Here is a 15,459-nt window from a genome sequence, read left to right as displayed (position 1 = left end):
TATATATATTATTCTACGGTTACAGATTTAGCTAAGTTACGTGGTTTATCTACATCTGCGCCGCGTGTAATCGCTGCGTAGTACGCCAATAATTGCAATGGTACAACCGCAAGGATTGGAGCGATGAATTTATTTGCACGAGGCACATAGATTGTATGGTCTACATGTTTAGATAATTCTTCGTCACCTTTCATGCCAATACCGATTACAACAGCTTCACGAGCTTTTACTTCACGGATGTTGCTAATCATCTTATCGTACACATCTTCTTGTGTAGCCAATGCGATAACAGGTACGCCTTCTTCAATAAGAGCCAATGTACCATGTTTCAACTCGCCACCAGCATATGCTTCAGCGTGGATGTAAGAAATTTCTTTCAATTTCAAAGCGCCTTCCATCGCTACTGCGTAGTCGATAGCACGACCCAAGAAGAACGCATCAGATTTGAAGCCATAATGTTTTGCAAAGGCTTTCATATCTTCGTCTACTTCAAAGATTTCATGAATCAATGTAGGCAAGCTTTTAACACCGCAAAGGATTTCTCCGCCTAAAGCCGGATCCATTTTACCATTTAATTGGCCAAGGTATACAGCGAACAACAAGCCTGCTACCAATTGAGTAGTATACGCTTTTGTAGACGCTACAGAGATTTCAGGACCAGCCCATGTATATACAGTGTTATCTGCTTCACGGGAAATACTAGAACCTACTACGTTTGTAATGGCCAAGGATTTAGCGCCATGACGTTTAGCCTCTTTCAAGGCTGCCAATGTATCGGATGTTTCACCGGATTGGCTGATAACGATACATAATGTTTTGTCATCAGTCAATGGATTGCTGTAACGGTACTCAGATGCGATTTCCACATTTACAGGAATGCGCGCCAAGTTTTCAATATATTGTTTTGTTACAAGACCTGCATGGTATGCTGTACCACATGCAACGATGAGGATTTTATTGAAAGCTGCTACATCGTCAGCAGTCCAATTCAACTCATCAAAGATTACTGTTTTGCCATCTTCGGAGATGTGTGTACCAAATGTATCGCGAACTGCTTTAGGTTGGTCATGAATTTCTTTCAACATGAAGTGTTCATAACCGCCTTTTTCAGCAGCCTCTGCATTCCAGCTTACGTGGAATATTTCTTTATCGACAGCATTACCTTCACGGTCAAATACGGATACATTATCACGAGTTACGATCGCTAATTCGCCATCGCTCAAGATGTATGTATCACGTGTGTAGTTAATGATCGCTGGAATATCGGAGGCAACAAAGTTTTCGCCTTTGCCAAGACCAATAACCAATGGATTTTCTTTTTTAGTACAAATGATTTTGTCTGGCTCATCAGCACAGATGATTTCAAGAGCATACGCACCGTCAACACGAGCAAGCATGCGGCGTACAGTACCTACGAAATCGCCATCGTACATATCTGCCAATAAGTGAGCTACTACTTCAGTATCAGTTTCAGATTTGAAATAGTACCCTTTTTCGATGAGCTCTTCTTTTAAAGGCATGTAGTTTTCAATGATACCGTTGTGAACAACAGCAAATTTACCATCTTCAGAGGAATGAGGATGGGAGTTCATATCGGATGGACGACCATGAGTAGCCCAACGAGTATGACCAATACCTACAGTCCCTTCATTAGGATCTGCTTTTACAATCGCCTCAAGATTAGCTAGACGGCCAACCTTTTTTTGAATTTTGATTACATTATCAGCACCAATAACAGCGATGCCTGCAGAGTCATAACCACGGTATTCTAATTTCGCCATACCGTCCAATAAAAAATCAGATGCTTGATTAAAGCCAATGTATCCTACGATACCGCACATAAGTATATCCTCCTATAACTGGGGGCATTCTAGCCCCAGCCAACAACTAAGGCTAACAAATTAATGTTTTTAATTACTATTTTAACTATTCAACCAAATATACTTTGTCCCCATCGTTACCGATGGGATTTTTAATATCTGTTACGACATGAATGTGCCGGAAGAGCATCCGCTGATTATTCGATCACTCTTCACCTCGTCTACCCTAACGACTGCCTTCGCGGGTACTTGCGCTATTCGCCTTTACGAATTCGGACTTCCTTTCTATGATATACGGCAGAATTAGTACAAATATGAATTATGTACTGAGCTATATTATACTAAAAAAATCGATAAGATGTAAACCTCCGAACCTAATTCAGAGGCAATAAAAAAAGATTTTTTCTATACTTCACAGTATTTTCATTGTAAGAAATTATACTGCTATCAATCTATATTTTATACAATTAGATTTTACTATTCAAGTACAATCAATTTATACAATTTAGGAGAGAAATAGTATGAATAAAACAATTATAAAAAAGAAACATAAAACACATAAAAATAACATACAATACAGAAAATTACGCCGTTGGGTGCTCCCTGCCGTATTAGGTGCCGCCTTATCTACATTGGCCTTCATTCCAACCTTTGCAGCAGAAACACAAGCGAATACTAACGTAGCTGTTGTAACCACTACAGAACAAGCTCCAACTGTACCATCTGCTCAAGGTAGCACACCACCAAATGGTGCGCCACATGGCAAACCGCCTACTGGCATGGCACCACAAGCCGAAGTAGATCCTAGTACTTTCACAGGTACGTCTATAATAACAGAAAACAAATCTATCGCTCATGAGTTAATTGCTAATACAACATCTGACCAGAATGCTTTCATAGGCAAAAATAAAGCAGTCGTAACTATCGAAAACAGCGTTTTCGATAAAAGTGGTAATACTACAAGCGATGACAACAGTAACTTCCGAGGTCAAAATGCGGTCATTCTTGGTATTGATGGCAGCCAAATCAACATTAAGGGTAGCAATATTACATCTAACTCCAATGGTTCCAATGCAGTCTTTGCTACCGGTGAAGGTTCTGTTATCAACGTAGAGAATACTAATATTCACACTAAAAGCGATTCCTCTCGTGGTCTAGATGCTACGTATAAAGGCACAGTAAATGGTAAAAATCTAACGATCACTACTGAAGGTGCTCACTCTGCTACCCTTGCTACTGACCGTGGCGAAGGTACGATTACTGCGGAAGCCGCTAAACTGACAACCTCTGGCGCAGGTAGCCCTGTTATCTATTCAACGGGTAATATTACAGCTAACAATGTAAATGGCGTAGCTAATAACAGTGAAATTGGCGTTGTAGAAGGCAAAAACTCCATTACCATTACAAACTCAAATGTAACTGGCTACAAAGACAATGGATTTATGCTCTACCAAAGCTTCTCTGGTGATGCTGAAAGCGGTATTGCACGCCTTAAAGCAGAAAATAACACGCTCACAACCTACTCCACAGGTGCGTTCATCTATGTAAACAACACTACGGCTGAAGTAGATTTATCTAACAATGCTATTTCCATGCCTAATACTACTACCCTCGTGAAAGCAGCGGCTGACTCTCGTTGGGGTAAAACTGGCGAAAACGGCGGTCACCTCACACTCCGCGCATCTAACCAAGCATTAAGTGGTAACATCGTTGCTGACGCCATCAGCACCATAGCGCTAGACATGGCAAATGGCTCTAGCCTTGTGGGAGCTATCAATACCGACAATACAGCTAAAGAAGTTACAGTAAAAATCAGCAAAGACTCTAGCTGGACACTTACTGGTGACAGCTATGTAAAATCCTTAACTAACGAAGATACAACGAACAGCAACATTCACTTAAATGGATACAAACTCGTTGTGGCTGATAAATAATTCATATACATCAAATAATTTACAACATCTAAAAAATAAAGAGGATTGCGAGTAACAGAGCTCACAATCCTCTTTAACATTTAGGGCATTACCTTATGCTAATCATCTAATAAATCTCTTTCACGCATAATATCGTGTAGTGCTGATAATTCACCATCTTTAATACTCATAATATTACGTCTTGCCCTATCATTCAACTCTTCATAACGTCGAATTATCCATTCATCATCACGCCATTCATATTTGTCTTTATAATATCGTCTACCTTCTTGAAAATCATTATAAGATTCCTTAATACTTTCTTTAATTGAATCAAACAAGCCCATTATTTTCCTCCTTAACAAATTTCTTTTTATAGCCAATAATAATATCTCTAGCAATGCATTACTAAAAATCAATTTACTCCAAATATATAAATAACCGCTAAAGACTCTTTTATTTCACTATCATAATAAGATAAATATTTAGAGTTGGTTCCTAAACTGAATCAAGCTTCTTTTACCTATAGATACAGAATATTAATAGTTTTAAGTTATATCAGATAAAAACAAATCATACCATGATGATGAAGGATTACTAACTACTTTATCAATTGGCCCATATATTACCTTCACATAATTTTGATCATCAGTTATCATATCAATCATATAATTTGATAAATTACAAATAACATTAAAATCATGTTCTATAATAATACACGTATTTCCCTTGGAACATAATTGTTTAATCATATTCATAACTAATACTTTATCAGACGAATATAATCCGGCTGTTGGTTCATCTAATATAAATAATGAATTATTTTGTCTATTAGCTAAAAACTTAGCAATTTTTATCCTCTGAGCCTCTCCGCCAGATAGTGTCATTGTCAGCTGCCCAAGCTTCAAATATCCTAATCCAATTTCAACTAAAAACTCTAACATTTTAAAAACAGATACATGCTCTTTAAATATATCTTTAATCTCGGAAATAGATTCATCTAAAATATCAGAAATATTTTTTCCATTATATCTAACTTTTAATACATTTTCGTTAAAGCGTTTACCATCACAAGTCGGACATTTACAAAAAACATTTTCCATATATGGTAAATCTAATTTTATTCGTCCAACCCCATTACAAGTTTCACATCGACCATGACCTGAATTCATACTAAAATCAACCGGCTTTACTTTGTTCTTTTTTGCCAAATCTGTATCTGCTAAAACATTTCTAATATGCTCATATATCCCAAGATAAGAAATTAACGTTGATCTCGAATTCTTACCAATTGGTTTCTGATTTACAATATAAGCATGTTTAAAAGATTTTTTATATAATTTTTTACTTACATAATCATAAATAACATTCGCTAACGTACTTTTACCGACACCGGACTGACCGGTAATAGCTGTAATACAACCTACTGGTAATCGAATATCAATATCAACCAAATTAAACTTATTAATTTTTTTGATATCAATATACTCACATTCATCTAACTGCGAAGCTGGTAGAGAGTAATTTTTCTTATCACATAAGCCTACTATCCTACCTTCATCAATAACGAAGCCGCCTTGAGGGCCGCCACAAGGCCCCATTTCTATTACTTTATCAGCAGATAAAATATATGGTGAATTGTGCTCAATACTTACTACAGTATTCCCTTTCTCAACAAGGGACCTAGTAGCTTTAATTATTGAATTAATATCTTTATAATGTAACCCTTTACAAGGTTCATCTAGAATATATAAAAGGCCAGTTAAAGAGGAGCCTAATTGCTTCGATAATCTAACACGCTGACATTCACCTCCTGATAAAGTAGGAATTTTTCTCGATAATGATAAATACCCTATTTTCAGATCTATTAGGCCATCAATTTTATCAATGATGGTTTTGGTAAGATTTTTAATTTGTGCTATTAATGTATTCTTAGATATTTGAGTTTCCAATTTAATAAGATGTTTTTTCAGAATATATACTGGTAAAGACTCATAATCATATATATTGAGTCCATTAATTGTATACTTTAGAATATCCTCATTCAGCCCAGATCCATAGCAACTACTACACTCAGTTTCACCTAAATATTTTTCAATTGAAATAAATGTAGACGGTGTTCTAATATCTTTTAATAACACAGAAAGCTCTTCCATTGCGCCCTTAAGAAGAATACTTTCTTTTTTTCTTCTTCCTTTTGGTGTTTTATAAATTATCTCTATTGGATAGTTAATATTTCCATATAACAATTTATCCAACTCACTTACAGATAGATCATCGATAGTTTTTGTTATATCAATCTTGTAGTATTCGCACAATGCTTCAAGTTTCTTAATTGCAAGACTATCTTTACCACCTGAAAAAAAAGTAATCCCCCCCCGAATGAGCTTGACACTTCTGTCTGGTATCAATTTATTTAAGTCTACGCAGTACTCTGTCCCAGTTCCCTTACACTTTGAGCAAACACTTTTTGCATTATTAGGTGAAAAATAAGAGGGATCTACCATAACTTTATATTCTAAGTATACATATAAAGAATATAAAGTTCTCAAATAATAACTTATATCTGTAAACGTTCCTACTGTTGATCTCGGATTGGTATTATAATAATTTTGAGATAAATCCAATGCCGGTTTTAAATTAATTATATTATCTACTTTGGCCTTCTCTAATAATCTTTGCCCATATTGATTGGATACTAAGCTATCAAGAAATTCTCTTTGACATTCTGCAAATAAGGTATCATAAACTAATGATGACTTTCCACTACCAGAAGGCCCTATAAAACAAGTCCACTTATTAATAGGAATATCTAAATATATATGTTTTAAATTATTTTCATAAGCATTTTCTATCTTTATAATATCCATTATCTCCACACCATTCACAATCACTACGTTGATTATAATCTTTATACTTAATATCCATTGTATAGATATTAAACTCTCCTCGTCGATTTAGATTTGAAGGCAAAATGAATTTAGAGAGAACTTTAATAGCTTCCATCCCTATGAAGCTAGCAATAATTGCACAGGCCGGACCAAAACTCCCTACCTTACGATTTTTCACTTGTAATTTTTTTATATTAGTACTATCTATATTATTTTCTTCTTCAAGTGACTTTCTAAAACAATTTACACATGCACTTTTAAATGGAATAATTGTTTGCCCTAACAATGATAAATGTAAATTATATCCTCCACCAATTATATGTGGAATATTATGTTGCATACAGAACTGTCCTACAATTAGAGATGTCTCATCAACTGTCGGTTTATCTGCACAATTAATGATCAAATCAGCATCCTCTATCGAATTCCAAAATAAACTATCTTTATCCATAAATTCATAATATTTATGGATTTCAGTTTGAGGCTCCATACTCTTTATAAATGATTCAAAAGCATCAACCTTATATTCGCCAATAGAATTATAAAAATACCCCATTTGTCTATGCAAGTTTGAAGCTTCAACACAATCAGGATCAACTATAGAAATTTGTTTTACCCCGCTCTGGACTAAATTTGTGGCAACCCATGATCCAACCGCCCCAAGACCAATTATGACTACATGAGAGCTTCTGATGTTAGACCACATCTGTAACAAGTTTTCCTCTGATTTAGAGTACTCAGATAAAAACCTAATTACCCGTCGGTATTTATCATATCCTTCAAACTTATCAGTATCGTTAACAACATCTAAAAGTCCCTTAGTTTCTAAAAAATTGAGTAATCTAAGCAATTGGTTCTCATCAACATTATTATCCTGAATAAGTTGATTAATGTCCCTATTTCCATCTAATTGCAATACGATATTAAGAATATCATCATTTTTAACTTTTATTCTTACTTGGTGCCTTCGGCTAGTCTGAAAGAACTCTAAAATAGAATCACTAATTTTGACAACAGAAACACTCGAAGACAACTTTGGCTTATACATCATCTTTTTCTCCACAAACTGGGCACAACTTATTTTTTTGTACATTTAAATAGGTCAATTCCATCGTATCAAACAAAAACTCACCTCGTACTTTATATGAGTCTTCCATAGGAACTAAGGATAATAAATATTTAATTATTTCAATACTTGCAAAAGAGGCCGAAAATAATGATAAGCTACTTAAACCGCCTAACTCAGCACTACGAGCAACAACAGGATGTTTTTTAGGTTTCCACCCCTTAAGCTTTTCTTTAAAATACATCGCATAACATTCAACACATGGTGTTACTCCTGGAATAATCAGTTCACCGGTACTAGCCAAATGTGCATCAAATCCTCCTGCAATATAATGTGCCTTTTTATGTTTTACACAAACTCTCGATATTTTTGCTGCTGTATAGCCAATATATGGTTCATCTAATGTATTAATTATAAAATCAGAATCCATTATTAGATGATCTATTTTAGTATTAGGTTCTAAATATTGGTTTAAACACTCTACCTTGATATCTTTATCAATTTCTTTTAAAAATAGTCCTAATGCCTCCGTTTTATGTAGACCAATGTTTTTTTCTCGAAAAAATAAATGTCTACTTATATCAGAGTTCCTAACTATATTATCATCGAATAATATAAAGTTTTTAATTCCTGCCATAGCCAGCTGTATAGCAATAGTACTTCCTACTCCACCACAACCTAAAACTAAAATTTTATACTTAGATAATTTCTCTTGAGCTAAATATCCCTCTTCTTCAGTTTCAAAAAACTCTGAAAAATAATTTAGTTGTCTAGAATATCTAGCACTAACCGCCTTATTATTTTTATTATATACAGGAGTAATAATTCTATGATGTAAAAGAGCTTTTATTAATATTTTTATATCTGAAGGTTGTAAATTAATAATTGCTGATAATTCATAAAGATTAGATTTTCCATCTATAGCCTCTAACAAACTTATTGTAAGTCTATTTACTTTAAAAGTTTTTCGGACCCTGGTATTCATATAATAAACGGTTAAGAGAAAGTCATCGGTTAAAAATAAATCTACAGAGTCCTTTATTTTTAATACTATATTATTATCCATTCTTTATATTCCCTCGAATTGAAATCACATCCTCAATTGTTACAACTAAAGAATCTACTAACTCTATGTCAAATACTTTCAATAATTTTGCAATATATCTCGTTGTATTTATATCTGCATCCGTTATATCTAGTACACCACTAGGATGATTATGAGCTATTATCACTTTACTAGAATTAGTTATTAATGCTAACTTTATTAATTGATTCAAATGTATATTAACACTATTTACAGATCCGATTGATAAAACTGAATAATTCATTATTTTATTAGTATTATCAAGAAATACCGCCGCCAAGACCTCTATATTTAAGTCGCCTATTAATTGTAAAAAAACTGCATGTGAGCCTTCAACACCATACAAATAAGGAGTATCAACATCAAGCGATATCTCTCCCATTTTTTTTAAACATAGACCTATCATATTTAATTTCATAGCATTACCTAAAAAGCTGATATTACCTATATCGTAACATCAGCTTTTTACTTCTAATACTGGATTACACCACTCTCAATTTCAAGAAATTTTCCCCAGTCCTCTTCAGTTGCAAGAGATTGATTTCTAGTACAAACTCTTGTGCAGCAATCGGAACGACTACCAGAACAGTCTGCTGTATAATCAGCAAAAAGTTCAGATTCCTCAATTTCTTCAAACACTAAATCTGCCAATATTTCACCTCCAAAGTCAAATTTACAAGATTGTCTTGTATTTATCTCATTCTAACAATATTTTATTATCCATATTTTAACTTTTCATAAATCTTTCATAAAAATGATGAAAAGGATTCTTTTATAAGGAATTTCCCACAACTATATTATATTTTATTTGCAACTTAATCTAATGCTATATAATATCAACTTATAAAACAAACACTCTCTAATTCCCCTGTCTTAATACCTTATTTATCAAATACTTCATAAGAATTAATATCTTGCTATTACTTCGTATCTAGAGTATTCCAATATACTGCTGATTTTATAGATTTTATAGGATTTATAATTGATACTTAAATCACTCCCCCGCTAAATTTTAATTATAAATATACTACTCTTATCATTAATCTATGCTATGCCAAATAGAATTATTAACTTTAATAAGATCCCTATGATGAAATATCCACGCAACATGGACGGTTCCATTCGGTAACCATCCTAAATAAATATAAAATAAATACCCTCCTATATATGTTCCTGCAGCGACTTCAGGTAGGACGGAGTAAAGGGACATATATAGGAGGGTATACTTTTAATATGAAATTGTAGAATGGATTCACAATTATTAAAACCCATTAGTTTAATCTTAGTAGAGATGGTTCCTCGCTGTGGATTTCGCTTTCCGAAATCTTACACTCGGAACAAAGTGATGTGTGGGCTTCATCGTCGCAAGCTCCTCTGCCGCCTCACACCCTACTTTTCCGCTAACCCTTGTTCTCTACCGATAATATCAGCAATTTCTTGGCATAGTGCTTGTAGTTCTTCTTGGTTAGGACCTTCAGCCATTACGCGAATGAGTGGTTCTGTACCAGATGCACGAACTAGAACGCGACCTTCTACGCCAAGTTCACCTTCTGCTGTTACGATGGCAGCTTTAATAATATCATTGTCTTCCCAACCTGTTTTTGTAGCAACACGAACGTTGATAAGAACTTGAGGATATTTAGTCATAATGCCAGCCAATTCAGAAAGTGGTTGGTTTTTCTCTTTCATAAGAGCTGCTACTTGTACAGCTGTCAACATGCCGTCACCAGTTGTATTGTAATCCAAGAAGATTACATGACCAGATTGCTCACCGCCAACGGAGAGATTGTGTTCACGCATATATTCCAACACATAACGGTCACCAACAGCAGTAGCAAATGTTTTCATGCCTAATTCTTGAGCAGCTTTATGGAAGCCGATATTACTCATAACAGTACCAACTACAGTATCATCTTTGAGTTTGCCCTCTTCTTTCAATTTAAGAGCGCATAACAACATGATTTGGTCACCATCGAGAACTTGACCTTTTTCGTCAACTAATAAGCAACGGTCCGCATCGCCATCGTTAGCGATACCAAGGTCTGCATTATGTTGTTGTACAGCCACTTGCAAGCCTTCGATGTGCGTAGAACCACAGTGATGGTTGATGTTTAAGCCATCCGGATTTACGTTAATATTGATAACTTTAGCGCCAAGGCCAGCTAAAATTTCAGGGCCTACACTAGAAGCAGCACCATTAGCACCATCATAAACGATTGTCATGCCTTCCAAGGATGTATCGATTGTGTGACGTACAAAGTGAGCATAGAAATGAGCTAAGTTACTGTTGTGCTCTATTTTGCCGATGCCGTCACCTGTAGGGCGTGGCAATTCATTATCCGCACTTTGACGAACATACTCTTCCAATTGATCTTCTACTTCATCTGACAATTTGTAACCATTACCATCGAAGAATTTAATACCATTATCTGGATATGGATTATGAGATGCAGAAATAACTGCACCCGCATCAAAACCTTGTTGACGTACTAAGTATGCTACTGCTGGAGTTGGTACAACGCCTGCAATGACTACATTACCACCTACAGAGCAAATGCCTGCTGCCAATGCACTTTCAAGCATAGAACCAGAAATACGCGTATCGCGACCGATTAAGAACGTAGGATGTTCCTTTTCCTTACCAAAATGCGTAGCCGCTGCACGACCTAAATGATAGGCTAATTCAGGTGTTAAAAATTCATTAACAACACCACGTACACCATCTGTACCAAATAAACGAGCCATAATTATCCTCCTCTAGGGATTTGTGTACATCACAAGTCCTCATATATTCACTGTTGTGTATTATATCATATTATATACACCACACATATAGATACTATACAGATACAACTATATTACGGTATCAATATGAACCTATACTGTAGTTTACTTCACAATATATTACCAACTAGTTTGGTTTTGCGTATTTAGCCATACATAAAATAGCAGTTTCTGCTCCATCGAGGGCTGCGCTCATGATGCCACCAGCGTAGCCAGCGCCTTCGCCCATCGGGTAGAATCCACCTACAGTTGGAGAAACGCGCTCTTCGTTGCGTCCCATACGAAGTGGTGCAGAGGTACGAGTTTCAACACCTGTCATGCATACGGCAGGATCATCAAATCCACGAATGCGACGGCCCCAATACGGCAACGCCCGTTCTAATACGGATGTGACGAATGGCGGTAAGCAATCGTGTAAATCGCAGTTCACTACGCCCGGTTCATAACTATAGGTGCTATCTTGTACGCTAGGTGCCGGTGAAAGCCCCAAAAATTGACCTACTGTTTGCGCTGGCGCATGAAAATTAGAACCGCCCAACTCATAGGCCTTACGTTCCCATTCCCGTTGGAAAGCTACCCCATCGAGTGGATGCGTACCAAAGTCATCGGGACCTACATTAACTACGATAGCACTATTCGCAACACCGCTATCACGAGCATACAAACTCATGCCATTTACAACAACGCCACCATTTTCGGACGCAGAAGCTACAACTTGACCACCTGGGCACATACAGAAGCTATACGCTGTACGTCCTGTTTCTTTATCGTGGTATACAAGAGAATATTCTGCGGCACCAAGGCCCAAACTAGACGGTTCTACACCATATTGGGACTCATCGATTACAGCTTGATCATGTTCGATACGAACACCGATAGCAAATGGTTTTGCCGTCATTTCTACATTTCGTTTATGTAACATTTCATACGTATCACGTGCACTATGTCCTACACCAGATAAGACAACTGTGGTATCAATGCGCTCACTACCATTAACTTCAACACCTACGATGTGGTCATTTTCGATAAATAAATCTGTAATCTTCGCACCGAAACGAACCTCACCGCCCCATTCAATAATGCGCTCACGCATAGCTTTCACCATGGTACGCAATTTATCTGTACCTACGTGAGGTTTATGTTTATATAAAATTTCCTCAGGCGCACCAAATTCAACAAAATATTTGGAGATTTCGTGCAATCTAGGATGGGTAACGCGAGTCGTCAATTTACCATCAGAGAAGGTACCTGCACCACCCTCACCAAATTGAACGTTGGACTCAGGTTTAAAGACGCCCTCTTTCCAGAATGTTTCTACGTCTTCGCTACGAGTATCTACATCTTGACCGCGCTCAAAGACGATAGGACGGTAACCTTCACGGGCAAGGTAAAATGCGGCTAACATACCTGCTGGACCAAAGCCCATAACTACGGGACGATGTGCTAATGGCACATTCCCATAAACGATAGGCTCTGGATCTTCTGCTGTAAATACAGATACATCCTTTTGTTTGCTTAGTTTTTTCATAATTTGAGCTTCGTTATGAACCTCAACAAACAAAGTATAGACAAAGACAATATTTGGTTTTTTACGAGCGTCTACGGCGCGTCGTACAACGTGAATCGTTTCAATAGCGCCTCGCAATTGGGGATATTTCTTTTCTACAATATCCTTTATATCCGACTTGACTGTAACAGCCACGCGGAGGTTTATTATTCTAATCATATCTTTCCTATTTTGGCTCCCTTCAGGGGCAGCTTATATCGTTATTATTTGACCTAAATCCCTAACAACTGATCTACAAGAAAATGGTTATACACTTTTATTATACAACACTACTATAAAAGCTAATAGCTAATATAGGATTAATAAAAAAGGCCCTAACAGAGTATGTAAATAATACTCCATTAGGACCTTTAGCATCTAATTGTAATGATTGTGAAAGCTCTACCTGTACTACATTCAGCTGTACATTAAGTAGCATTCTTTTGAATCTCACATTAAGTAGCTTTCTTTTGGATTTCTACTTTTACTCGCACTGTTGAGGTATTACTATTGATGCCACTCGGTAAGACTAAGTTATAGGTACCTTGAATGGTTTCTGTAGCACCAGATATATCAACCGGTTCCGTTTGAATATCAGTAATTGTATCAATCAGTTCTTCACGGCCTGTAACCGTTAACTGCGTAGGTGTAGCAGATGTAGCTTTAACTTCGTAGCCCTCTAGTACAGTACCGATGGTCGGCACAGTAATAGGAACGGCTTTATTCTTACGCAATAAGTTAAGTTCATATTGTACTTGACCTTGATTTGGATTGATATGTACATCCAATACATTGCCAGCTATATCCCAAGCCTCTAAAGTACTTACAGCACTGAAGTTCTTAGTTTGTCCGGCAACATTGACCTTCATAACAACCTTGCTCACTGTATTAACTTGTTGCTTGCGCCCAGAAACAGTTACCTCTTTCGGCACAATCGTTACTGATTTCAAAGCAATGTCATCAGAGAATTTACCGATTGGAACAATTTCAACAGGAACCTTTCTTTCAGCATACTCGTCAACATTAATAGTGATATTGTCTGGTTTTACTTCCACAAGATTCATACCTGCAGGAGGCGTAAATCCAATAGTCACATTATTTTGACCTGGTTTTACACCAGACGCATCAATATAAGCTCGAAGATTATCTGACTTCATGGAAATAATCGTATCACGAGGGCCAGTCAATACAACACGTACTGTATCTGGTGCATCCTCTACGATATAGCCAGAATTGAGGTTTTGAACCTGTACAGGCACAGTATAGGTTACCTCCATCACAGGATTTTGATCCCGCATGATAAAGAACCACATGACGATAGCCGCTAGCAAGGATAAGAGCTTAGCAGGCCAGTTTCGTTTCAGATGAATCATCATTTGTTTGCCCTCCACTTCCACATACTAGTAATGGTTTGACGAGGGCGTTCCATAAAGGTGCGTAAAGCCTCCTTAATTTGATCCTCTGGTAAATGGCGATAAATATGACCGCCATAGGTATAAGAAATCGTACCTGTTTCCTCACTGACAACGACAACTACCGCATCAGTTTGTTCAGACAAACCGATAGCTGCACGGTGACGCGTACCTAGTTCAGTACTCAACGTACGGTCTTCAGTAAGCGGTAACAAGCATCCAGCTGCACGAATGCGACCATCGCGAATGATAAGAGCCCCATCATGAAGCGGTGTGCTCGGAACGAAGATATTTTTAATTAATTCACGGCTCAATACAGCATCCATTAAGATACCTGTATCTACGAAGTCATTAAGACCTACTTCTCGTTCAAACACGATGAGTGCCCCCGTATGTTCACGGGACATAACGCGTGCCGCCGCCATCACTTCATTGATAGCCATATCCATTTCCTCTTCGTTTACATTTTGAGCCTTGCTGAAAATACGGCCGCGACCGAGTTGCTCAAGAGCACGGCGCAATTCAGGTTGGAACACGACTGGTAACGCAAAGAGGAGTACAGTCATACTTTGTTGCAAAATCCAGTTAATAACATATAGATTGAACAGATGACTGATTAGATTTATTATTGCTAAGAACACGATACCTTTTAAAAGAGCAACGGCTCGTGTATCTTTAAGCATCTTATATAAATAATAAATACCTATAGCAACAACGAAAATATCAAGGATATCAAGTAGCCTAAAGGTATGTATAAGTGCGTCAATATGCATAAAAATAACTCCTTATACAAAATAATAAGGTACAGTCAATTCTATGACTGTACCTTATATTTTAACTCATTTTGAGAGTACTGTAAATTTAGAAACAGATACTCCATGAGTTTTTTCCATATAAATATATATTAATCTATAAAACAAATATTTTATATATATGCATTTTA

12 protein-coding genes are annotated in these 15,459 nt (G+C 36.6%); 1 reads left to right on the top strand and 11 read right to left on the bottom strand.

What is annotated here, in order from left to right:
• Window positions 1–8 precede the first annotated feature (8 nt).
• The gene (gene glmS, locus KH364_RS04160; RefSeq protein ID WP_273298722.1) at window positions 9–1,841 is read right to left on the bottom strand and encodes a glutamine--fructose-6-phosphate transaminase (isomerizing); all 1,833 of its coding nucleotides are present in this window, start codon (window positions 1,839–1,841) and stop codon (window positions 9–11) included.
• A gap of 500 nt (window positions 1,842–2,341) precedes the next feature.
• On the opposite strand from glmS, the gene KH364_RS04155 reads away from it, so the two are divergent.
• On the top strand, window positions 2,342–3,754 hold the full coding sequence (locus tag KH364_RS04155; RefSeq protein WP_273298721.1) for a hypothetical protein: 1,413 nt from the start codon (window positions 2,342–2,344) through the stop codon (window positions 3,752–3,754).
• Window positions 3,755–3,852: 98 nt separating this feature from the next.
• Here the strand turns inward: KH364_RS04155 and KH364_RS04150 are convergent, their stop codons facing one another.
• The 10 genes from KH364_RS04150 to cdaA form a co-directional block, all read right to left on the bottom strand.
• Window positions 3,853–4,080 carry a hypothetical protein gene (locus KH364_RS04150; protein WP_273298720.1) on the bottom strand — a complete coding sequence of 76 codons (228 nt, stop codon included), beginning with the start codon at window positions 4,078–4,080 and terminating at the stop codon, window positions 3,853–3,855.
• Between the two features lie 201 nt (window positions 4,081–4,281).
• Window positions 4,282–6,603, bottom strand: a complete 2,322-nt coding sequence (locus tag KH364_RS04145; protein ID WP_273298719.1) for an ATP-binding cassette domain-containing protein — start codon at window positions 6,601–6,603, stop codon at window positions 4,282–4,284.
• Entirely contained in the window at window positions 6,572–7,675 is a 1,104-nt protein-coding gene (locus tag KH364_RS04140) for a ThiF family adenylyltransferase (protein WP_273298718.1), read from the bottom strand. Before KH364_RS04140 ends, KH364_RS04145 begins: the two co-directional genes overlap by 32 nt.
• Window positions 7,665–8,756: a ThiF family adenylyltransferase gene (locus tag KH364_RS04135; protein WP_273298717.1), complete on the bottom strand. Its 1,092-nt coding sequence runs from the start codon at window positions 8,754–8,756 to the stop codon at window positions 7,665–7,667. Before KH364_RS04135 ends, KH364_RS04140 begins: the two co-directional genes overlap by 11 nt.
• Window positions 8,749–9,192: a JAB domain-containing protein gene (locus KH364_RS04130; RefSeq protein ID WP_273298716.1), complete on the bottom strand. Its 444-nt coding sequence runs from the start codon at window positions 9,190–9,192 to the stop codon at window positions 8,749–8,751. Before KH364_RS04130 ends, KH364_RS04135 begins: the two co-directional genes overlap by 8 nt.
• Window positions 9,193–9,245: 53 nt before the next feature.
• A complete protein-coding gene (locus KH364_RS04125; protein ID WP_197922992.1) occupies window positions 9,246–9,425 on the bottom strand; it encodes a hypothetical protein in 180 nt (59 codons plus the stop codon).
• Between the two features lie 738 nt (window positions 9,426–10,163).
• The gene (glmM, locus tag KH364_RS04120; RefSeq protein WP_273298715.1) at window positions 10,164–11,519 is read right to left on the bottom strand and encodes a phosphoglucosamine mutase; all 1,356 of its coding nucleotides are present in this window, start codon (window positions 11,517–11,519) and stop codon (window positions 10,164–10,166) included.
• A gap of 166 nt (window positions 11,520–11,685) precedes the next feature.
• Window positions 11,686–13,284, bottom strand: a complete 1,599-nt coding sequence (locus KH364_RS04115) for an FAD-dependent protein (RefSeq protein ID WP_273298714.1) — start codon at window positions 13,282–13,284, stop codon at window positions 11,686–11,688.
• Between the two features lie 275 nt (window positions 13,285–13,559).
• Window positions 13,560–14,480, bottom strand: a complete 921-nt coding sequence (locus tag KH364_RS04110) for a CdaR family protein (protein ID WP_273298713.1) — start codon at window positions 14,478–14,480, stop codon at window positions 13,560–13,562.
• Complete coding sequence (gene cdaA, locus KH364_RS04105; RefSeq protein WP_009352084.1) at window positions 14,477–15,289, bottom strand: diadenylate cyclase CdaA; 813 nt, start codon at window positions 15,287–15,289, stop codon at window positions 14,477–14,479. Before cdaA ends, KH364_RS04110 begins: the two co-directional genes overlap by 4 nt.
• Window positions 15,290–15,459: the final 170 nt, after the last annotated feature.

This window comes from Veillonella sp. oral taxon 158, from assembly GCF_018376515.1.
GTDB lineage: Bacteria > Bacillota > Negativicutes > Veillonellales > Veillonellaceae > Veillonella > Veillonella rogosae.
The sequence above is the reverse complement of the archived record's forward strand: the minus strand, read 5'-3'. Positions and strand labels throughout refer to the sequence as shown.

What these genes read in the sequence shown, in the direction of transcription:
- glmS (WP_273298722.1), bottom strand. Translation starts at nt 1,841, where the DNA reads ATGTGCGGTATCGTAGGATACATTGGCTTTAATCAAGCATCTGATTTT.
- KH364_RS04155 (WP_273298721.1), top strand. Translation starts at nt 2,342, where the DNA reads ATGAATAAAACAATTATAAAAAAGAAACATAAAACACATAAAAATAAC.
- KH364_RS04150 (WP_273298720.1), bottom strand. Translation starts at nt 4,080, where the DNA reads ATGGGCTTGTTTGATTCAATTAAAGAAAGTATTAAGGAATCTTATAAT.
- KH364_RS04145 (WP_273298719.1), bottom strand. Translation starts at nt 6,603, where the DNA reads ATGGATATTATAAAGATAGAAAATGCTTATGAAAATAATTTAAAACAT.
- KH364_RS04140 (WP_273298718.1), bottom strand. Translation starts at nt 7,675, where the DNA reads ATGATGTATAAGCCAAAGTTGTCTTCGAGTGTTTCTGTTGTCAAAATT.
- KH364_RS04135 (WP_273298717.1), bottom strand. Translation starts at nt 8,756, where the DNA reads ATGGATAATAATATAGTATTAAAAATAAAGGACTCTGTAGATTTATTT.
- KH364_RS04130 (WP_273298716.1), bottom strand. Translation starts at nt 9,192, where the DNA reads ATGAAATTAAATATGATAGGTCTATGTTTAAAAAAAATGGGAGAGATA.
- glmM (WP_273298715.1), bottom strand. Translation starts at nt 11,519, where the DNA reads ATGGCTCGTTTATTTGGTACAGATGGTGTACGTGGTGTTGTTAATGAA.
- KH364_RS04115 (WP_273298714.1), bottom strand. Translation starts at nt 13,284, where the DNA reads ATGATTAGAATAATAAACCTCCGCGTGGCTGTTACAGTCAAGTCGGAT.
- KH364_RS04110 (WP_273298713.1), bottom strand. Translation starts at nt 14,480, where the DNA reads ATGATGATTCATCTGAAACGAAACTGGCCTGCTAAGCTCTTATCCTTG.
- cdaA (WP_009352084.1), bottom strand. Translation starts at nt 15,289, where the DNA reads ATGCATATTGACGCACTTATACATACCTTTAGGCTACTTGATATCCTT.